Annotated in this window: 17 protein-coding genes; 14 read left to right on the plus strand and 3 right to left on the minus strand. The window is 35.3% G+C overall.

Annotated elements, in window-relative coordinates; all coding sequences use genetic code 11:
* Positions 1 to 273: 273 nt before the first annotated feature.
* On the plus strand, positions 274 to 1,758 hold the full coding sequence (locus Anndu_RS12210) for a glutamate synthase subunit beta (protein ID WP_464101467.1): 1,485 nt from the start codon (positions 274 to 276) through the stop codon (positions 1,756 to 1,758).
* A gap of 56 nt (positions 1,759 to 1,814) precedes the next feature.
* Here the strand turns inward: Anndu_RS12210 and Anndu_RS12215 are convergent, their stop codons facing one another.
* Positions 1,815 to 2,816: a pentapeptide repeat-containing protein gene (locus tag Anndu_RS12215; protein WP_464101468.1), complete on the minus strand. Its 1,002-nt coding sequence runs from the start codon at positions 2,814 to 2,816 to the stop codon at positions 1,815 to 1,817.
* Positions 2,817 to 3,098: 282 nt separating this feature from the next.
* On the opposite strand from Anndu_RS12215, the gene Anndu_RS12220 reads away from it, so the two are divergent.
* Both Anndu_RS12220 and Anndu_RS12225 read left to right on the plus strand, forming a co-directional pair.
* Positions 3,099 to 4,463, plus strand: coding sequence for an NAD-dependent succinate-semialdehyde dehydrogenase (locus Anndu_RS12220; protein ID WP_464101469.1), 1,365 nt, complete (start codon positions 3,099 to 3,101; stop codon positions 4,461 to 4,463).
* Between the two features lie 366 nt (positions 4,464 to 4,829).
* A complete protein-coding gene (locus Anndu_RS12225) occupies positions 4,830 to 6,473 on the plus strand; it encodes an acetolactate synthase large subunit (RefSeq protein ID WP_464101470.1) in 1,644 nt (547 codons plus the stop codon).
* A gap of 61 nt (positions 6,474 to 6,534) precedes the next feature.
* On the opposite strand, the gene psbX is transcribed toward Anndu_RS12225, so the two are convergent.
* Positions 6,535 to 6,654: a photosystem II reaction center protein PsbX gene (gene psbX, locus Anndu_RS12230; protein ID WP_464101471.1), complete on the minus strand. Its 120-nt coding sequence runs from the start codon at positions 6,652 to 6,654 to the stop codon at positions 6,535 to 6,537.
* A gap of 160 nt (positions 6,655 to 6,814) precedes the next feature.
* Here psbX and recN point away from each other — a divergent pair, with 160 nt between their 5' ends.
* On the plus strand, positions 6,815 to 8,581 hold the full coding sequence (recN, locus tag Anndu_RS12235; protein ID WP_464101472.1) for a DNA repair protein RecN: 1,767 nt from the start codon (positions 6,815 to 6,817) through the stop codon (positions 8,579 to 8,581).
* Positions 8,582 to 8,661: 80 nt separating this feature from the next.
* On the opposite strand, the gene Anndu_RS12240 is transcribed toward recN, so the two are convergent.
* Positions 8,662 to 9,681: a type I glyceraldehyde-3-phosphate dehydrogenase gene (locus tag Anndu_RS12240; protein ID WP_464101473.1), complete on the minus strand. Its 1,020-nt coding sequence runs from the start codon at positions 9,679 to 9,681 to the stop codon at positions 8,662 to 8,664.
* A 393-nt stretch (positions 9,682 to 10,074) separates the two neighbouring features.
* Between Anndu_RS12240 and murC the strand changes: the two genes are divergently transcribed.
* The 10 genes from murC to hetR all read left to right on the plus strand — a co-directional run bounded on the left by murC (position 10,075) and on the right by hetR (position 21,465).
* On the plus strand, positions 10,075 to 11,442 hold the full coding sequence (gene murC / locus Anndu_RS12245; RefSeq protein ID WP_464104089.1) for a UDP-N-acetylmuramate--L-alanine ligase: 1,368 nt from the start codon (positions 10,075 to 10,077) through the stop codon (positions 11,440 to 11,442).
* A 163-nt stretch (positions 11,443 to 11,605) separates the two neighbouring features.
* On the plus strand, positions 11,606 to 12,571 hold the full coding sequence (murB, locus tag Anndu_RS12250; protein WP_464101474.1) for a UDP-N-acetylmuramate dehydrogenase: 966 nt from the start codon (positions 11,606 to 11,608) through the stop codon (positions 12,569 to 12,571).
* A gap of 158 nt (positions 12,572 to 12,729) precedes the next feature.
* A complete protein-coding gene (locus Anndu_RS12255; protein ID WP_464101475.1) occupies positions 12,730 to 13,563 on the plus strand; it encodes a hypothetical protein in 834 nt (277 codons plus the stop codon).
* 162 nt (positions 13,564 to 13,725) lie between these two features.
* Positions 13,726 to 15,363, plus strand: coding sequence for an iron uptake porin (locus tag Anndu_RS12260; protein WP_464101476.1), 1,638 nt, complete (start codon positions 13,726 to 13,728; stop codon positions 15,361 to 15,363).
* Between the two features lie 76 nt (positions 15,364 to 15,439).
* Positions 15,440 to 15,889 (plus strand): NADAR family protein, encoded by a 450-nt coding sequence (locus tag Anndu_RS12265; RefSeq protein WP_464101477.1) that lies wholly within the window; start codon positions 15,440 to 15,442, stop codon positions 15,887 to 15,889.
* A gap of 393 nt (positions 15,890 to 16,282) precedes the next feature.
* Positions 16,283 to 16,801, plus strand: coding sequence for an RNA recognition motif domain-containing protein (locus tag Anndu_RS12270; RefSeq protein WP_464101478.1), 519 nt, complete (start codon positions 16,283 to 16,285; stop codon positions 16,799 to 16,801).
* Positions 16,802 to 16,938: 137 nt separating this feature from the next.
* Entirely contained in the window at positions 16,939 to 17,649 is a 711-nt protein-coding gene (gene rpiA / locus Anndu_RS12275; protein ID WP_464101479.1) for a ribose-5-phosphate isomerase RpiA, read from the plus strand.
* A gap of 302 nt (positions 17,650 to 17,951) precedes the next feature.
* Positions 17,952 to 19,799 carry an FAD-dependent oxidoreductase gene (locus Anndu_RS12280; RefSeq protein WP_464101480.1) on the plus strand — a complete coding sequence of 616 codons (1,848 nt, stop codon included), beginning with the start codon at positions 17,952 to 17,954 and terminating at the stop codon, positions 19,797 to 19,799.
* A gap of 318 nt (positions 19,800 to 20,117) precedes the next feature.
* A complete protein-coding gene (locus Anndu_RS12285; protein ID WP_464101481.1) occupies positions 20,118 to 20,285 on the plus strand; it encodes a hypothetical protein in 168 nt (55 codons plus the stop codon).
* A 274-nt stretch (positions 20,286 to 20,559) separates the two neighbouring features.
* Positions 20,560 to 21,465 (plus strand): heterocyst differentiation control protein, encoded by a 906-nt coding sequence (gene hetR, locus Anndu_RS12290; RefSeq protein ID WP_464101482.1) that lies wholly within the window; start codon positions 20,560 to 20,562, stop codon positions 21,463 to 21,465.
* The last annotated feature ends 72 nt before the right edge of the window (positions 21,466 to 21,537 follow it).

Raw genomic sequence — 21,537 nt, forward strand, 5'->3', positions numbered from 1 at the left:
AAATATTTATACAAATTATTTGTCAATAATCGGTATAATCAAGTTTGCACTTTCTTAATTGATCTCAAAACTTAAGATTAAGTCAACAGGGATAAAGTCTGTGGGCTTAAGCCAATTGTAACAAGACAGGCGTAACAATGGAGCATCAATTACAGTAAAATTGTTAAATTGCCATTGTCAAGGATTAATTAATAACAACCCTAGCATTTAATGACAATTATTTGCTAAAATTAAGAATCATAAATTATATTTATTTAACTACAAGGAATAATTATGGGAAAACCGACAGGATTTTTAGAATATTTACGAGAATTACCATCTGAATTATTACCAGATCAACGTATTGGTAATTGGGATGAGTTTCATTTACCAATGGACGAGGAAAAATTGAGAAATCAAGGCGCTCGTTGTATGGACTGTGGGATCCCTTTTTGTCATACGGGAAAAACCCTTAACAATATGGCAAGTGGATGCCCTATTAATAACCTAATTCCTGAGTGGAATGATCTAGTTTATCGGGGTTTATGGAAAGAGGCTTTAGATCGTCTTCATAAAACAAATAATTTCCCTGAATTTACTGGTAGAGTCTGCCCTGCACCCTGTGAAGGTGCTTGTGTTTTAGGTATTACAAATCCCCCTGTTACTATCAAGAATATTGAGGTTTCTATTATTGACAAAGGTTGGGAAGAAGGTTGGGTTAAAGCACAGCCTCCAGCCAAAAGAACGGGTAAAAAAGTTGCAATTGTGGGTTCAGGGCCGGCCGGTTTATCTGCGGCCGCCCAACTCAACAAAGCAGGTCATTTAGTAACAGTTTATGAACGGGAAGATCGGCCGGGTGGTTTATTAATGTACGGCATTCCTAACATGAAATTAGATAAAACTAATGTGGTTTTAAGACGCATTCAATTATTAGAAGAAGAAGGGGTTAAGTTTGTTTGTAATACGGAAATTGGCAAAGATTTACCCGCCCAACAATTATTAGATGAATATGATGGGGTAATTCTTTGTACAGGTGCAACTAAGCCCCGTGATCTACCCATTGAAGGCCGTGATCTCAAAGGTATTTACTTTGCGATGGAATTTTTAACTGCTAATACGAAAAATGTCTTAGATCCTAACAAAAACCCCGACATTATTTCTGCACAAGGAAAAGATGTAGTTATTATTGGTGGTGGTGATACGGGAACAGACTGTGTTGGTACTTCCATTCGTCACGGTTGTAACAGTGTTATTCAATTAGAAATTATGCCCAAACCTCCCGAAACAAGGGGAGTTGATAACCCATGGCCTGAATATCCTAAAGTCTATAAATTAGATTATGGACAAGAGGAAGCAGTCGCAAAATTTGGGGATGATCCTCGTAGTTATTTAACCACTGCCACTAAATTTGAGAGCGATGAAAACGGTAATGTTAAGGCTGTTCATGTGGTAGAAGTTAAATGGGAAAAAGACGAAAATGGTCGTTTTAATCTCAAACAAATTGAAGGGACACAACGCATAATTCCCGCCCAATTAGTATTATTAGCGATGGGCTTTTTAGGCCCTGAACAACCTTTATTAGATAGTTTAGGTTTAGAACGGGATCCCCGTAGTAATATTAAGGCCGAATATGGCAAATATGCCACCAGTCTTCCTAAAGTTTTTGCGGCCGGAGACTGTCGCCGAGGTCAAAGTTTAGTTGTCTGGGCGTTTAATGAAGGGCGTGAAGTGGCACGGGAGTGCGATCGCTTTTTAATGGGTGATACGGATCTACCCTAATTTTTAAATAATAAGTAATCAGTAATAAGTATATTTTTAGTTTATTAACTTATTATTTAATAAACTTTTCCGTCTGGCATAATAGCCCCATTTAAAATAGCATTGTTTAAATTAGTACCAGTCAGATCTGCATTTCTTAGACTAGCTTTAGTTAAATTAGCATCTGTTAAATTAACCCCTTCTAAATTTGCACCCCATAAATAAGCTTCTTCTAAATTTGCACCACTAAGATCAGCCCCAGTTAAATTAGCTAAATTCAAATTTGCACCCCGCAGATCCGCATTTCTTAAGTCAGCTTCCCTTAAATCTGTTTTCATTAAATTAGCTTGAATACAATGGGAGCGATTTAATTTACTTTGATATAAATTAGCTTGTTTTAAATTAGTCTCATTTAATTGTGCTACCTGTAGATGAGACTCACTTAGATCCGCACCACTTAAATTAGCACCATTAAAATTAACTCCACTTAATTTAGCCTGATTTAGATCCATTCCACTAAAATCAATTCCCTCTAAGTCTAAGCCATTGAGAAAAGCACTATTTAATTTAACTCCATTTAAGATTGCACCTTTTAAATTAGCACCACTTAATCTAGCACCTGTTAAATTTGTCCAACTTAAATTAGCATTAGTTAAATTAGCAGAACGAAAATTAATCCCGCTCAAATTAGCACCACAAAGATTAACATGAGGTAAATTAGCCTTATAGAAACTAACCCAACTTAAAATAGCACCACTTAGTTTAGCACCCGTTAAATCCACATGATCTAATCTTGCCCCTTGAAGATTAACTTTTGTTAAATCAGCATGGAGTAAAATTCCCTTTTGTAATTTAACAAATCTCATATCAGTGCCATATAAAAAAGCTTCCGTGAAATTAGTTTCAATTAAATAACAACGACTGAGATCCGCTCTAGCTAAACTGGCTTTTTGCAAATCTGCTTTTGAAAGATTAGCCTGAGATAGTTTAACTCCGATCAGATTGGCTTCTCGTAGTTTCCACTGTTGAAAATCCCTTTGGCCTTGTTGATAGCGTGTTAACAGTTGATTAGTGTCCATGAGAAAGCTTTAACCTAATGCTAAAGCGCAAAAATCTTAATTAGTTTTAATTTTAATACTTAATATTTTTAATTTTATAATCATTTGAACACAAAAGATCATTAAATCTATCTTTATTGATCAATTGATAATTGACAATGGAATTTTACCAAAATCCTAACTTTTAACCTGATCTATTGTGTGATAATTTCTGTTAAAATTTTGTCTATATACTGTTGACAAATCACAAATAACCAGTTATCAATTCTTGACAATTGTTCAATTATCACCAAAGTAAAAATTATGGGTATCGCTACAGTCAACCCTTCTACGGGAGAAACAATTAAATCTTTTTCACCTCTCAATTCTGAGGAAATTGAATCTAAGCTTAATTTGGCTCAATCAGCTTTTATTGCCTATCGTCAAACTTCGATGGAGCAACGCAGTCAATATTTAATGAGGGTAGCTGATATTTTAGAGCAAAATTCCCAAAAATATGCTGAAATTATGACCCTTGAAATGGGAAAAAACCTCAAAAGTGCCATCGCTGAAGTCAATAAATGTGCTTTAGTTTGTCGTTTTTATGGCGAAAATGCCTCTGATTTTCTAAAAAATATTAAGATTGCTAGTGATGCTACTGAGAGTTATATTACCTATCAACCTTTAGGGGTGATTTTAGCGGTGATGCCTTGGAATTTTCCCTTTTGGCAAGTTTTCCGCTTCGCCGCTCCTGCTCTGATGGCGGGAAATGTGGGCTTATTAAAACACGCCTCCAATGTTCCCCAATGTGCCTTAGCCATCGAGCAAATTTTTAAACTGGCCGGTTTACCCCAAGGGGTATTTCAAACTTTATTGATCGGGGCGGATCAAGTGCCTAAACTAATGGCAGACGATCGCATCAAAGCGGGAACTTTAACGGGAAGTGAGCCGGCCGGAGCTAGTTTTGCCTCCGTAGCAGGGCAAAATATTAAAAAAGTGGTTTTAGAGTTAGGGGGAAGTGATCCCTTTATCGTTTGTGAGGATGCAGAGCTTGATGAGGCTGTGAATGTGGCAGTTACTGCCAGATTATTAAATAATGGTCAATCTTGTATTGCGGCCAAAAGATTTATTTTATTAGAAGCGATCGCCGATCAGTTTGAAGAAAAATTAAAAGCAAAATTTGAAGCCTTGAAAGTGGGAGATCCCTTTAAAAACGATACGGATATTGGGCCTTTAGCTACTCGATCGATTTTACAAGATATTGATCAACAAGTACAAAAAAGCGTAGAAATGGGAGCAAAAATTGTCACAGGAGGTCAAATTTTAGAGAGTTCAGGTAATTTTTATCCCCCTACAATTTTAAAAGATATTCCCCTTAATTCTCCTGCTTACAAAGAAGAATTTTTTGCCCCCGTTGCCCTACTATTTAGAGTAAAAAATATTGATTGTGCGATTAATTTAGCCAATGATACTTCCTTAGGTTTAGGTGCTAGTGTTTGGACAAAAGATCAGCTTAAAATTGAGCGTTTTATTCAAGAAATTGAAGCGGGAGCAGTGTTTATTAATGGCATGGTTAAATCAGATCCTCGTTTACCTTTTGGGGGGATCAAACATTCAGGTTTTGGCCGAGAATTAGGGATTGAAGGGATTAAAGAATTTGTCAATATTAAAACTATTTGGATTAAATAGTAATTATGTCATTGTGGGGGTAAAACCTTCAAGTAAATAAATTTTAGAGACCCTTTTTATCCTCACTATGATCAATTATTTTTCAATTAAATCTTATTAAAAAACATGATATATTATTTAATGTAATAACAACAATAATGTAGAAAAACCATTTCAGTAGTTAATACCAATATTACAGAGCCAAAATTAATATGTTAAAATAATAGTTAATAGTGGATTAATTAAAAATTATCAAACCCCTTTCAAGATGGGTGCTGATACTTTTCTCCTTAAACCTTATACAATAGAAGAATTATTAAAAACATTAAAACAATTCATCAGTAATCAGTAATCAGTAATAATTACAAATAACCAATAACTAAATTTATGAACACAGCAGACTTATTAATTAAATGTTTAGAAAACGAGGGAGTTGAATATATATTCGGACTTCCGGGCGAGGAAAATCTCCATATATTAGAAGCTTTAAGAGATTCAACGATTAAATTTATCACCGTACGTCATGAACAAGGCGCGGCCTTTATGGCGGATCTCTATGGCCGACTCACAGGCAAGGCCGGAGTTTGTCTCTCCACTTTAGGGCCCGGCGCCACCAACTTAATGACAGGGGTAGCGGATGCTAACTTAGACGGCGCTCCCCTTGTGGCCATTACCGGCCAAGTGGGAACAGATCGAATGCACATCGAATCCCATCAATACCTTGATCTCGTGGCCATGTTTGCACCCGTCACAAAATGGAATAAACAGATTGTGCGGCCAGGCATTACGCCGGAAGTAGTACGCAAAGCCTTTAAAATTGCCCAATCCGACAAGCCCGGTGCTGTGCATATAGATTTACCCGAAAATATTGCGGCCATGGAAGTAGAGGGAAAACCCTTAAGTAAAGATAATAAAGATAAAATTTACTCCTCTTATCGGACAATTAATGCGGCCGCCTCTTTAATTTCTAAAGCGAAAAATCCCCTTATTTTAGTAGGAAATGGTGCTATTCGTTCCCATGCTTCGGAAATGTTAACAGAATTCGCTACCCAATTACAGATTCCAGTGGCCAATACTTTTATGGGTAAGGGGGTGATCCCCTATACCCATCCCCTGTCATTGTGGGCAGTAGGGCTACAACAGAGGGATTTAATTACCTGCGCCTTTGAACAAAGTGATTTAATTATTGCCGTAGGTTATGATTTAATTGAGTATTCCCCTAAAAAATGGAATCCTTTAGGTAAAACTCCCATTATTCATATTGGCGAATTATCCGCCGAAATAGATAGTAGTTATATTCCAACCGTTGAAGTAGTGGGGGATATAGCCGATTCCCTTGATAATATTCTCAAACGTGCCGATCGCACCGGAAAAGTTTCTTCTAGTTTAACCAAGTTAAGAACGGATCTTAAAGAGGAATATGAGCGTTACTGTGTCGATCGAGAGTTTCCTCTTAAACCACAGAAAATTATTTATGATTTACGTCAAGTGATGGGAGCAGAGGATATAGTCATTAGTGATGTGGGGGCGCATAAAATGTGGATGGCGCGTCATTATCACTGTGATAAGCCCAATACTTGTATTATTTCCAATGGTTTTGCGGCCATGGGGATTGCCATTCCAGGGGCGATCGCCGCTAAATTAGTTTATCCTGACAAAAAAATTGTGGCCGTTACAGGGGATGGTGGCTTTATGATGAATTGTCAAGAATTAGAAACAGCAAAAAGGGTGAAAACTCCTTTTGTTACTCTGATTTTTAACGATAATGGTTATGGTTTAATTGAATGGAAACAACTGAACCAATTTGGCCATGCCAGTTTTATTGATTTTACCAATCCCGATTTTGTCAAATTTGCCGAAAGTATGGGCTTGAAAGGCTATCGAGTAGAATCGGCCGATGATTTAATCCCAATTTTAAAAGAAGCCTTAGCCCAAGATGTCCCCACGGTGATTGATTGTCCGGTAGACTATCAAGAAAATATCCGTTTTACCAAAAAAGCCGGAGATCTAAGTTGTGAAATTTGGGAATAATTTGTTCAAGTGAAATTACCCCTCGCCCTTGGGAGAGGGGATGAGATTCAACAAAATAAAATTATGAACGAGTCACTTTATCATTTTGACTAAGCCAGATTAAACCCACCGTTGCAGGAATTACAACTATAAGTCCACCAGCTAATAAGCTATACAAAAAGTTTGCTAAAGAAGGAGTCATAATTTTTTACCTTGAATTTATATAATGATTCATCGTAGATCATTGTAACCTAATCTGCGTTGAATTTTTTAAATTGATTGTTAAGGATCAGTTTATAATAGTTCTAATCAATAATAAACCTGTGATTTATCCTGAACATCTGCACTCTTAAACCTAGAATATGTTATTGTCTCTTTCAATTGAGAATTTTGCACTTATAGACCAGCTAGAATTGGATTTTCAGGCTGGTTTAACTGTCTTGACGGGGGAAACAGGTGCTGGTAAATCTATTATTCTTGATGCCATTGATGTATTATTAGGTGGTAAAGTTAATAGTCGTTTGATCCGAGCGGGTAGTCACAAATCAAAAATTGAGGGGGTTTTTCCCATTAATGATAATTTAAAAAAGTTACTAGATCTTCATCAAATTAAGCCTTTACCTCACAATAAAATTCTTTTTAGTCGGGAATTAATGAGTGCTGGTTCTAGTCTGCGATCGCGCATGAAAGTTAATGGTTTATTGGTCAATCGGAGCTTTATGAGTCAACTAAGGGAGCAATTAGTAGAAATTACGGCTCAAGGTCAAACCATTGACTTAATGATTCCAGAGCGTCAAAGGGAATTATTAGATAGTTATGGCGGTGAAATATTATTAGAACAAAGAAAAAAAGTTCAAGAAGCTTATGAATTGACTCAGATTGCGAAGAAAAATTTAGAAAAAAGAATTTCCCAACAACAGCAACGCTCTCAAAGGTTAGATTTTATTCAATATCAATTACAGGAATTGGATCAAGCTCAGTTAACTGAGGTTGATGAGTTAGAACAGTTAGAACAGGAAAGGGAGCGCCTTAGTCATATTGTAGAGCTACAACAGTCTAGTTATCAGGCTTATCAGTTACTTTATCAAAATGATCTCGATCGCCCTGCCATCGCCGATCTGTTGGGGGATGCGGAAAATATTTTAAGGGATATGGTGGACTATGATCCGCAATTAGAGCCTATTTTAGAGTTGATCGACTCAGCTATTACTCAAGTGGTGGAAGCAGGTCAACAAATTAATAGTTATGGAGAAAATTTAGAGGCTGATCCAGAAAGATTAAGTGAAATTGAAGAAAGAATTAGATTATTAAAGAATTTATGCCGTAAATATAACTTTAATTTACCTGAATTAATGACGTTTTATCAAGAATTACAACGGGAATTACTAGAACTAACCGATGAAGGCCAATCTATTGAAGAATTAGAGAAAAAATATCAAATTGAACAAGAAAATTTAGATAAATTATGTCAAAAATTAACTTTATTACGTCAAAATTCCTCAGATAAATTAGAACAACAATTAATTGAAGAATTAAAACCTTTAGCGATGGAAAAAGTTAAATTTCAATGTCGTTTAATTCCCTGTGTTCCCTGTGCCAAGGGTGCAGAAAACATTACTTTTTATTTTAGCCCCAACGCCGGAGAAGAAGTACAACCCCTTGCGACTATTGCTTCTGGGGGAGAAATGACTCGTTTTTTACTCGCTTTAAAATCCTGTTTTACCCAAGCTCAACAAACTCCTAAAACTCTAATTTTTGACGAAATTGATGCGGGAGTCTCAGGTAAAGTGGCTCAGGCGATCGCCGCTAAATTACATCAATTAAGCTGTTATCATCAAGTTTTATGTGTCACCCATCAGCCCCTAGTGGCGGCCATGGCTGACGGTCATTTTCGGGTCAATAAACAAACCATTGAAACAAATGTATTAAGTCAAGAAAAAGAGGATTCAGCTTTAAGAACAGTAATCAGGGTTAAATCTTTAGAAAAATATGTCCATAGAAGGGATGAATTAGCAGAGTTAACGGGAGGTCATTCGGCACAAGATGCGATCGCCTTTGCAGAGTCACTGTTAGCACAAGCAGAAATGCAACGTCAACTTTTTAAGGAAAAATTATCCCATGATCGATAATTTTGATTAAAACATAAATCTCCGCCCTTAGCACGATGGCCACAGGCGGAGAATTTTTAAACTAAAATGAGATTATCCCATTATTGCCACTTAGAAGCCATTAACTCAGCTAAGTCAACCACACGCTGAGAATAACCCCATTCGTTGTCGTACCAAGCGACAACTTTAACCATGTCTCCCCCCATTACCATGGTTAAACTACCGTCAACAGTAGAAGAAACATCAGTCGCGCGGAAATCATTAGAAACTAAAGGTAATTCGGTATAATCTAAAATACCTTTTAATTTGCTTTGAGTCGCTTCTTTGAGTACCGCATTAACTTGTTCAGCTAAAGTGCCTTTTTCCACTTGTACCACTAAGTCAACAACGGAAACATTAGGGGTAGGTACACGCAATGCAATACCGTTTAATTTTCCTTTTAACTCAGGAATAACTAAAGCTACCGCTTGAGCCGCTCCGGTGGAAGTAGGAACGATATTGATCGCCGCCGCTCTGGCACGTCTTAAGTCACGGTGAGAAGCGTCTAAAATACGTTGATCTCCGGTGTAACTGTGGGTGGTGGTCATTGTCCCCTTGATGATGCCAAACTGTTCATGTAACACTTTTGCGATGGGAGCTAAACAGTTAGTGGTACAACTAGCATTACTCACTACATTGTGTTTATTATGTTCGTAGGTTTCATGGTTAACACCCATTACATAAGTACCCACACCAGCACCTTTGCCGGGGGCAGTGATTAAAACTTTTTTAGCACCAGCTTCAATGTGTTTAGAAGCACCTTCTTCGGTCACAAATACCCCAGTAGACTCAATAATGAGATCCACACCCCATTCTTTCCAAGGTAAGTTTAAAGGGTTGCGATCGCTAACACATTTAATGGTTTTACCATTAACGTAGATACAATTATCATCCGCTGAAATATCGGTGTTATCGAGCCGGCCTAACATGGAATCATATTTAAGCAAATGAGCATTGGTTCTAGGATCAGAAGTATCATTAATACCAACCAATTCTAATTGGCTGTTTGTTCTTGTTAATAAGCATCTGACGAAATTTCGGCCGATGCGTCCAAAACCATTGATCGCTACTTTAATAGTCACAGAGTCTTACCCTCAATTTACTAGATTACAAAAATAAAATTTTATTAATTAAGACAACATCATATCGTAAAGGCTGATCAAAAAATCATAGAAAATTCAAAATTCCAAATTTGACTTGTTCCACAACTGAGACGAAAACGGAAAACAGAAAGGGAAAAACAACTAATTAATCTAATCAGCAATCTATAACAAAATCTAAAACTTTACAGACCTTAACAATAGAAAAATTAATCAAATCTAGCCTTTATTACCAATTTATTGATATTATATCGCTGTAATTGTTCATTAAAACCCTATATTATCTTTTAGCGGTATGTTTAAGGAGAGTGAAGATTGAATAAAGTTGATTTAAACGGCAAACCCTTTCATTTTATCGGGATCGGTGGCATCGGAATGTCTGCCCTTGCATACGTTTTGGCCAAAAGAGATTTACCTGTTTCTGGTTCGGATCTACGCTTTAGTCATATTACAGATCGTTTACAGTCAGTAGGAGCGCATATTTTTAATGCTCAGACGGCGGAAAATTTAAACTTTTTTCACTCTCCTAACTTAGATCCTTGCTCTGCTAACCTTTCAAGCTTGTTACCACAGGTCATTTGTTCCACCGCTATTAATCTTAATAATGCTGAATATCAGGCCGCCCAGTCTAAAGGTTGTCAAATTTTTCATCGTTCCGATCTATTGGCCGCTTTAATTGAAGATTATCAAAGTATTGCAGTGGCCGGAACTCATGGTAAAACCACCACCAGTAGTTTAATTTCTTATATTTTATACCAGGCCGGTTTAGACCCCACTGTAATTATCGGGGGGGAAGTTCAGGCTTTTGAGGGCAATGCTCGTTTAGGCAAGGGAAAATATTTAGTGGCCGAGGCCGATGAGTCTGATGGCTCATTAAAAAAACATTCTCCTAAAATTGCCGTTATTACTAATATTGAATTAGATCATCCTGATCACTATCAAGATCTAGAGGAAGTTATTAAAACCTTTAAAATTTTTGCCGATCAATCGGAGATAGTAGTGGGATGTGTTGACTGTGAGCTAGTTAAGGAAAAATTAAAACCCCAAATTAGTTATAGTTTATTTGCGGAACGTAATGCCGATTATACCGTCAAAGAGGTTAATTATCATGGCAATGGGACAACTGCTCAAATTTGGGAAAAAGGCCTTTTGTTAGGAGAATTAAACCTCAAATTATTAGGTCAACACAACCTCAGTAACGCTTTGGCCGCCATTGCAGTGGGCAGACTAATTAATTTAGATTTTACCACCATTGCCGAAGCGATTAAAAATTTTGAAGGGGCAAAACGGCGTTTTGAATATAAAGGAAGTGCCAATGGTATTACCTTTATAGATGATTATGCTCACCACCCCAGTGAGCTTCAAGCCACTTTAAAAGCCGCCCGTTTACGCACTTTAGAGCCTGAATATAACAGGGTAGTTGCTATTTTTCAACCCCATCGTTATAGTCGCACTTTAACTTTTAAAGATGATTTTGCCGTATCTTTTCAAGATGCTGATGTAGTTATCATTACAGATATTTATAGTGCAGGGGAAGAAAATCTAGGTACAATTACTGGACAAGAACTGGCTGATTTAATTGCCGATCACCATCCCCAAGTTTATTATCAAGCTAGTTTAACCAATTTACCCGATTTTCTTAAAACCATACTTAAATCTGGTGATTTGGCTTTGTTTTTAGGTGCAGGTAATCTTAATCAAATGATTGATCCTTTGATTAATTTATATCAAAATCAAGCTTAAACCCCTAACAACTTAAATTAATTTTGTCTTTAAGTCAAAGACAAAATTCTTTAAATTACAGTTGACCTAATAAAAAAACCTGATTATTGTTATAACAAAATCTGTACTTAATATTGCTCACATCTTCATTTAAACTGAAACTATTACTGAAAATATTAGGTTTATGACTCTTTCCTTGACTCCCACCCAAACCATGTCCTCTTTTTTCTTTCCCCAAAGCTCAAAACCCACGGCCATCGCCCTTGCCGGAACAAAATGTTTGATCCAACCTCAAGTTGCCCTTGCTAACTTAACCAGTTTTCGAGTGGGCGGGCAAGCCCAGTGGTATGTTGCTCCCCAAAATATTAATGAAGTGGAAGCTAGTTTTGAATGGTTACAAAAACACCATCTTCCTTTAACTTTAATGGGGGCCGGCTCAAATTTATTAGTCAGCGATCGAGGTATTGAGGGCTTAGTCTTATGTACTCGTCATTTAAGTTATAGTAAATTTGACCTAGAGAATGGTACGGTGACGGCTGGGGCAGGAGAAGCTTTGCCCAAACTGGCATGGAAGGCCGCTAAATATGGCTGTAAAGGCTTAGAATGGTCGGTGGGTATCCCTGGCACAGTGGGGGGGGCGGTAGTTATGAATGCGGGTGCGCACACAAGTTCTACTGAAAATGTGTTAGTTAGTGTGAAAGTGATTAATCCTGATGGTAAAATAGAGACTTTAACAGCACAGGATTTGAATTATAGTTATCGTAGTTCATCGTTACAAAATGATCAGCGTTTAGTGATTGAAGCGACTTTTCAACTTCAACCCGGTTTCAGTAAAGAGGAAGTAAGGGCGATCACCTCTCAAAATTTACACATGAGGAAACAATCCCAACCTTATGATAAGCCCAGTTGTGGTAGTGTGTTCCGTAATCCCCACGATTATAAAGCGGGTTGGTTAATTGAACAATTAGGTTTAAAAGGTTATATGATCGGGGGCGCACAGGTGGCTCAACGTCATGCTAATTTTATTTTGAATTATAATCAAGCCAAAGCGATCGATATTTTAAATTTAATTAATTACGTTCAAGAACAGGTGGAAAAACATTGGACAATTTGTTTACATCCTGAAGTTAAATTATTAGGTCAATTTTAAGAAAATATCTTCATTATGTTGTAAGTCGGGGTTAAAATACAATTGTTAGTTCAATTGATTGAACTAACAATTGTGAGATATTATCTAGTTGTTAATAATTCTTGATTAATTAATCTTAAAATATCGGCTAAAAAGGTTAACCTAAAATTTAACAAATAATGGATTGGCTACAAGCTATTGAGGATTATTCTATGTCAGTCAAAATATCTAATTTCTTGTTTTCTTTTGCCTTAGTGATTAGTTCAGAATTTTGTCAATCACCACAAATTATTGAAGATAATTCTAATCAAAATAATCACAATTCTGAACTGATAGAAACATTACCTCCATCTGATTATTCCACAAAGGAGGAAATAGATCTTCCTGTAATTATTACCCCTTTATTACCTCAATTAAATCAAGAAAATCTATCTAATTTTAAAACTTTTTTAACAGAAAGATCTCAAAGTTGGTTTGCTTTAGCCGGCCTTGATAAAATGAATCCACCTCCTAGATTTTCACCTGAATTACAATCATATCGAGAAAGATGGAGCAATGTCAATCCAAGGAGCGCTCCCTTTTTAGGGCTTTGGCATGATGGGGATTATCCTAATTATTATTTGAGTATTTTTCCTTCTAATATAGACGGAAAAATGTGTATTTTAGAATTTAGAGCAGAATGGAGTTTATTAATTTTAAATGAGGAAACGGGTCAATATAATAAAGATATGATTAGTCCACAAATTTTATCATTTTCTTTAGGTGAAGAACAATCAGGACAATTACAAAGTAGTCAAATTAGCACTAGCTTAGAGGTAATTTCTACTCAAGATTTTAGTTTATCTGAAACTTATGGGGTGGAATTAATTGCTGTTTTAGATGAGCAAAATAATAGTTATGTTTTAGCTTCTACTTCTCCACCTATTTTACCCCCTGATTTACCCGATTCTGTCACAGAAAAAGTTAATCAAGCTTTATCTGATTATGGATGTATCACTGATGAGTTATATTAAGATCAGTTGACAATTAACAATGGACAATTGACAATTGATGAATAGGGAAAAATTTAAAAATTTTCCTTCTTTTCAATCCTCTACTTTGAAGTAAAGGTAATTGTCAATTGTTGAATCGAAGCTTTAGAAATGAACAAGATAGACTCTATGAATTTCAGCTTAATGAAAACAGTGTTTTTATCAACTGTTATTCTGGGGGCTTATTTTTTGAGAATTAATCCAGTTTTAGCTGATCATAATAATTATAATCAATTATCTTTAGATTTATCTTTAGATTCTCCTTTAGTTTATCAATTAAATAATGTTCAATCTACTGACTGGGCTTTTTTAGTTTTAAAGGAATTAATCGAAAAATATAGTATCAATAATGGGCAATTTCAATTAATTTTTAATAATGTTCAAGAGTTAACAAGGGATGAATTTGCGATTATTTTTGACGAGATAATCAATCAGATTTTAGAGCAAAATAATCTTAATTATATTCTACCAGAAGATTTAACTAAAATTCAACAATTACAAAATCAATTCGCTTTAGAATTAGCTATTTTAAAGGGTAGAAATGATGGTTTAGAAGCTAGAATTACGGAACAAGAATTAACTAAATTTTCTACTACTACCCAGTTAACAGGAATTGCTAATTTTAACCTATCAGGTGTGATTTTTGCTGATCAAATTAAGGCTGAAGGTCTTAATCAAAATTTAGCTTTAAGGGGTGAAAATAATCAACCTATTCAACGTCAAATTGATCAGCAAAATTTAACTATTTCCCATCGCCTTGAATTAAGTTTAAATACTTCTTTTAATGGGGATGATCTATTATTAACAAAGTTGGTTATGAGTAATAATAATCATCCTATTAATCAACTAATGTCAACGGGTAATTTTGATCGGTTGGGAGTTAATTTTAATAATAGTCAACTTGGCGGTGATGATCAGTTTATCATTGAAGAATTATGGTATCAATTACCTATTAATAATTCTTTACAATTGGTGATTGCTCCTCGTGTTAATTGGTCTAATTATTTTAATAAAATAGTTAATTTTATACCTAATAATTTTAATCAAAATTTAGTTTCTCCGATGGGACAGGGTACTGGTATAATAGTGTTATGGGCGATCAATGATCAATTACAATTAAATACGGCTTATTTAACAGAAAATAACACTCGTTTAAATAGCTCTAATTCTGCTGGAAATCGCAAAAATAGTTTATTTGAAGGCACTAATAGTTTAAGTAGTGAATTAACCTATTCTCCCAGTCATAATTTTAATTTTCAACTGCTATACCAACAAATTTTTAATTTAGAAATAGATCAAAATGGACAGGTTTCAAGTTTGCCTGTTTGGGGTGTAATAGATGATGGTGAAGGGGGGAAATTGAAGGGGGGAAATTCTCAAATGATTGGCCTAGGTTTTGATTGGTTTATTGATCCAGAAATTCGTCTTTTTGGCAGTTATAATTATAGTAGTACCAAGATTGATCCAAGGAATGTTAATCTTAATTATGGTTTGATTAATAGTCAACAAATTCAAACAGGTATTAATATTTTAGATTTAGGAAAGGAGGGAACTATTACCAGTTTTATTTATACAATTCCTTTTGATCTTTTAACGGGAAAAAATTATTTAGTGGCGGGGGGTGGTAATGGTACAATGACACAAGAGTTTGAGGCTTCTTATTATTTTCCTGTTAATGATTATTTAGCATTAGTTCCTACTTTTTATCTAATTGTTAATCCCAATCAATTTAATAATAATAATGTTTATGTTGGTAATTTACAAATGCAATTATTATTTTAAATAGTTTTACCTATCAAGTTAGTAGAATTAAAAAAATAATCAAATTTTAAATAAAAAAACTAGAGCTAATTTAACAATGACAATTTACTTTTATAAAGCAGATGAAGCTTATGGTTGTTTTTCTAATTTTTCTTCCCATTCTATTACTTGTGATGGGAAATTATGGTTAACTGTAGAACATTATTATCAAGCTCATAAATTTTATGATAGCCCAGATCAATGGTTAATGACGAAAATTTATGATGTTAAAACTCCTGAAGAAGCGGCGGCCATCGGGCGCAATAGCCAATATCGAGTAAGATTAGACTGGGAACAAGTTAAACAAGGGATCATGGAAAAAGCAGTTACCATAAAATTTAACACCTATGGTCAATTACAAGAAATTTTATTGGCAACAGGTGAAGAAATAATTATGGAAAACTCGCCTACAGACTATTATTGGGGCTGTGGGAAAGATGGCACGGGGCGAAATGAATTAGGTAAAATTTTAATGAAAATCAGATCAAAATTGCGTCAAGGTAACTAATGACTAATGACAAATGATCAATATCACGACTAATAACACAAATAGATTTAAAATTATTTGACGTTTGGTACTGTTTAACGTATTGTTAAAAGAATCTGTAATAATTATTAAAGAGACAAATCAAACAGGTTATGTTTTTTTTATAACTACTTGTTTGATCTAAAACTAAAAACATTGCTCTTAAGGCTCTCAGTATTCAGGAGTGAGCAGATATTGACTAATCATATATTGATTAAAAAAACTATCATCATGACACAGAAAAGGGAAGACGACAGGCACAAAGTTGAAAAACTGCGAGTCTATCCTTCTCTTTTTTGTGTCATTGTTGTGAATAGTTTGTGAATACAGTCCATCATCACAATTTTTTGATTTTATCCATTTGGAGGTATATATATGTCTATTCGTTTATATGTTGGTAATTTACCTAAAGACGTGATCGATCGTGAGGCTTTTCAAGGAGTTTTTGTTGACTCTGAAGTGGCGGTAACTACGAAATTAATTAAAGATCGTAAAACTGGTAAATGTCGTGGCTTTGGTTTTGTGACGGTGGCTAGTGATGAAGATGCCGATCGCTTTATTGAAAAATATAATGGCCATCCTTTTATGGATAATACCTTAAAAATTGAAAAAGCACTTCCTCGCACTAAAGGTAAAGGAGATCAGAAAGAAGAAGGCGTAACTGTGGTGAGTAAGCCTACTCCTAAAGTTGCTAATACTAATTCTACTCCTACCCCTTCCATTGGTGGCGCTGGCCGTAAAAAGAATAAGAAAAATGCTCGTCAGAAGTCTAATGCCAATGGTCAGCCCTCTGTCACCAGCACCAGCAATAACGAGTCATTTCAGCCCGATCCCCGTTGGGCGGCTCAGTTAACCATTCTTAAAGAAAGATTAAGCGCTCAAACTGCCAGTTAATCCCAGTTGACAGTTGACAATGGACAATTGACAATAAGTTTTTGTTATTGTCAACTGTTCACTGTGTATTGTCAGTTATTAATTATCAATCACAAAAAACATTTAAAAAAATTTATTTTCAGGAGATTTTTAAATTTATGAGTAATAGTGCGGATCCGGTAACTTTAATGAAACAAGAGGTAGGTAAGGCCGCCGCCGCTAGAGTTAAATCTGATTCTGTGGTAGGTTTAGGTACAGGCTCAACTACGGCTTATGCCATTCAATATATTGGAGAGCGTTTAGCTAGTGGTGAAATTAAAAATATTGTGGGTATTCCTACCTCTTTTCAGGCGGAAGTTTTAGCCAAACAATATAAAATCCCCTTAACTACCCTCGATGCGGTGGATCACATTGATATAGCTATTGATGGGGCGGATGAAGTTGATCCCGATAAACACATGATCAAAGGTGGCGGCGCGGCTCATACCAGAGAAAAGGTAGTGGATAGTTTAGCTAATGAATTTGTGGTAGTGGTAGACTCTGGAAAATTAGTGGATAAACTTGGCTCGACTTTTCTGTTACCTGTGGAAGTGATCCCCATGGCTTTAACTCCCACCATGAGAAAGTTAGAAGCTTTAGGGGGGAAACCTCAGTTACGCATGGGCGTTAAAAAAGCCGGCCCTGTGGTGACGGATGAAGGAAATTTAATTATTGATGTTAAATTTGATCATATTGAAAATCCGGCGGATTTAGAAAAGGAAATTAATAATATTCCCGGAGTGCTTGATAATGGTTTATTTGTGGGGGTAGCTGATGTGGTTTTAGTTGGTGAAATCATTGATGGAAAGCCGTCTGTGAGAGAATTTTAAATGTTAGAAAAACCCTCATTCCCGACTTGGGGGGTTTTCAAAGTCGAGGGAAAATGCAATTCTTAGTTCAATTTATTCAACGATCACTGTTAGCAATGAAGTTAATTTCATTGCGGGTTAAATGCTAAAAGCCTTAACCTGCCTTGAACTTCGGTTTAAGGCTAACCTCAATTGTTTAATAAATTGAACTAATTTTTGTTAGCAATTGTCTCTTTTGTAATATTTTTTGATTTTTTAGGTGGTAAAATAACCTCAAACTCTTATCAGATCAAGGTTAAAATCATCACAAAATTTGACTTTACATGGAAAAAATTAAAACCGATATTTTAGTAGTAGGTGGGGGCGTGGGAGGCACGGCCGCCGCTATTCAAGCGGCTCGTTGTGGTGTAAAAACCATTCTGGTAAGTGAAGAATATTGGCTAGGAGGGATGTTAACCTCGGCCGGTGTTTCTGCTCCCGATGGCAATGAGTTGGCTTGTTGGCAAACGGGGCTATGGGGGGCATATTTGAGGGCTTTACAACGCCGACAAAAAGGACAATTAAATCATAGTTGGGTTAGTTTATTTTCCTATCATCCTCGCACTGGTGCTAATATTTTAAGGGATTGGGTTAATCAATTAGATAATTTACAGTGGATTGCAGGACAAAAACCTCTGGAATTAATTAGGGAAAATAATCGAATTTTAGGGGTTCGTTTTCAAGATTATATCATTTTTGCCAAAATTGTGATTGATGGCACGGAATTGGGGGATTTATTGGCTTTAGGTGAGGTTTCTCACCGTTGGGGGTGGGATTTTGGAGAAAATTGGCAAGAGCCGAGCGCTCCCCACGCTCCAACTCAGTTAACTCACAAATATCCGGTACAGTCTCCCACATGGGTGGTCATTTTACAGGATTATGGACAGGGACAAAAAGCTCCTAAAATTACCCCACCATCTAGTTATAATCCTACTAATTATGAGGGGGCATGGGATGGTTATGGGGGCGAGATGTTTTTAAATTATGGTCGTCTCCCCCATAATTTATTTATGATTAATTGGCCTCATCATGGTAATGATTACGGCGAAAATTTAAACCGTTTAATATCTTCTCAAGAGGAGCGTCAAAGTTTTTTAACTGAGGCTTTTAATCATAGTTTAGGTTTTGCTTATTTTATTCAACAGGAATTAGGCATCCGTTACGGTTTAGCTAAAAATACTTTTCCGAGTGAATTAGGATGTGGTGCTTTTGCTTTACATCCTTATTTCAGAGAAAGTCGCCGTTTAATTGGTAAAAAAACAATTATTGAACAAGATATTTTACCCGTTGCTGGGGGGAATGTGGCTCAGTTACCTCTTAATGAGCAAGGGCAGATCAGTGCGATCGCAGTGGGAAATTATGCCAATGATCACCATTACCCCAATTTTCAATTCCCCCTTCAGCCTAAGTCTATTCGTTGGGGCGGAAGATGGACGGGAACGCCTTTTTGTATCCCTTATGAGAGTTTAATCCCTGAAAATACAGAGGGTTTTCTGGTTTGTGAAAAAAATATTAGTGTTTCCCATCTTGCCAACGGTTCAACCCGTTTACAGCCTTTAGTGATGAATATTGGACAGGCGGCCGGCATGGCGGCCGCTTTATCTATTCAATTAAATTGTGAGCCTAATGAATTAAATGTGAGAATAATTCAAGAAAAGTTATTAACAGATCAAAATGCACCAGCGATCATCGTGCCATTTTTTGATCTGCTGTGGGAACATTCCCAATGGGTAGAGGGTCAAAGATTTTACCTCGATCGCCCAGAAGAATATCCTATTAGTGGTTATTTTTATGGCTCAAAAGGGGATAAACACAGTCAAAAAAATGCCATTACTCAAAAAAATGATCAAATTTTTGACAAAAAACTAAATTATTTAAAAGAGAAAAAACCGAATTTTTATGAAGGTATTATCCATCACCAAGAAAATCAAGAATATTATTTAGAGGTGACATATCCTGAAAATAAACATAAGCAATCAATTCAATTAATCACGATTTTACCACAAATTCATATTGAATTAAAACAAAGCCTTAATCTACAAAAAGTTTCACTTTGGGGAAATTTTAATGCTTCGGGAAATTGGTTATTAGTGGAAAAATTTAAGCAAATTTGTCCTGATCTTGGTGAATAACTGTTGTTAATTGTTTCAAATTAGATTTTCTTCATGGCCTTGAACGGAGGAAGAAAATTTTTAATAATTTCTTTATCTATTGAATTTATCATAAATTAGAGAAGGTTGTGATCGAGTCAAAAGCCTTAAATTGATTGAGATCACAATTTTATTTTTTGACAAGAATTATTGATTTTTCTTGTCTATTTTCTAATTAAAATTTTATGGTTAAATCTAATATTCAATCTAAAAAAAGAACAATTTTTAAAAATTTCCGGAACGAGAATAAAAAGTAAGGAGAGTAAAGAGAAACTAAATTCATTAGAGGTTTTATTAACAATGTTCAAAAAATCATTTTTACCAATCTTATTAATCGCTTTAGTAACTTCTTTTTCTATCAAAAATATTTTAAACCTTTATACCGCTAATTCATCAGATAATCATACTGAATTAACCGCCGAAAGGGGCAGTGGCCGTGATCCAGAAGAACAACCCAAATTATCTTAATTGTTTGGGTTGGGTCGAATAATGTTTAGATCTCAAGTTTTTTTTCTAAAATCTTGGAAATTTTGATGCCAAAATGATAATTATATGCTATAATGCAATTTATAATATAAACAATTGGCAGATAATAAGTTAGGGTGCTGTAGCCATTATATTTTATTAGTAAAATATCAATATTTTGCTTTTATTAAAAATAAGATCTAGCAAAATAAAAATATAATTCTACTAAAAATACGCATTAATGTTTGATCATAATTGATTTAAAAAGTTCCTACAAATGCCAAATCTAAAAACCGATCTCAATTTAATCAAAAGTATTAGTCCAAGTTCAATGGATCAAATACTATTTTATCTGGCTTTTACCGCTTTAAGAACGGGAGGTCATCGTCATGGAGCGTTTTTAGAAGCCACGGCCACTGCCGCTAAATTAGCTGTTTACGCTACCTATATTGAACAAGATGAAAATGCAAGAATGACAGGGCATCTTCATCACATTGAACCCAAAAGAGTCAGACAAATAGTTAAGGAAATTAAAGAGGCTTTAACTGAGGGAAAACTATTACAAATGTTAGGCTCTCAAGAGCCTCGTTATTTAATTCAATTTCCTTATCTTTGGCTACAAAAATATCCTTTATTGCCAGAAATATCTCGTTTTAATCAAATCAATATTTCTAAGGAACAACAACAGAAAATCCTCGAAAAATTGCCTTCAAATTTGCCTTTTGCTCAATTAATTACTTCAATTCAATTATTAGAATTAATTGAAATTTTACATGAGGGTTCACAAAAGAATATTCCTGAAGAAAAAAGAGTTCCAATTAGTGATGCTTTAACTGAACATATTAAAAGAAGATTAGTTTATTCTAATACAATTTTAAGAATTGATCATGGGAATAATCTACCTTTTTATGCTTTATTGACTCCTTTTTATGCGCCTGAAAATTCGGAAGAACGCAATTATTTGATGGTAGAAGATACGGCTCGTTATTTTCGGATGATGAGTGAATGGGCAACTAAAAATACAAAGTATATGCGCATTTTAGAGGAGTTTGATATTGCTGAAGAAAATTTAGAAGAAGCACAGCAAGAATTAGATCAAATTATTAGGGCTTGGGCTGACAAATATCATCAAAAAGGTGGTAAAAATATGGTTTTACAAATGATATTTGGTGTTAAAGAATAAAGCCCTTAAGGGTTGGTTTATCATCAAAAATTCTGCCTAGGCCGACTTAGTTATTATTGTATTTTGATTTAA

It is taken from the genome of Annamia dubia NIES-4383, assembly GCF_055394725.1.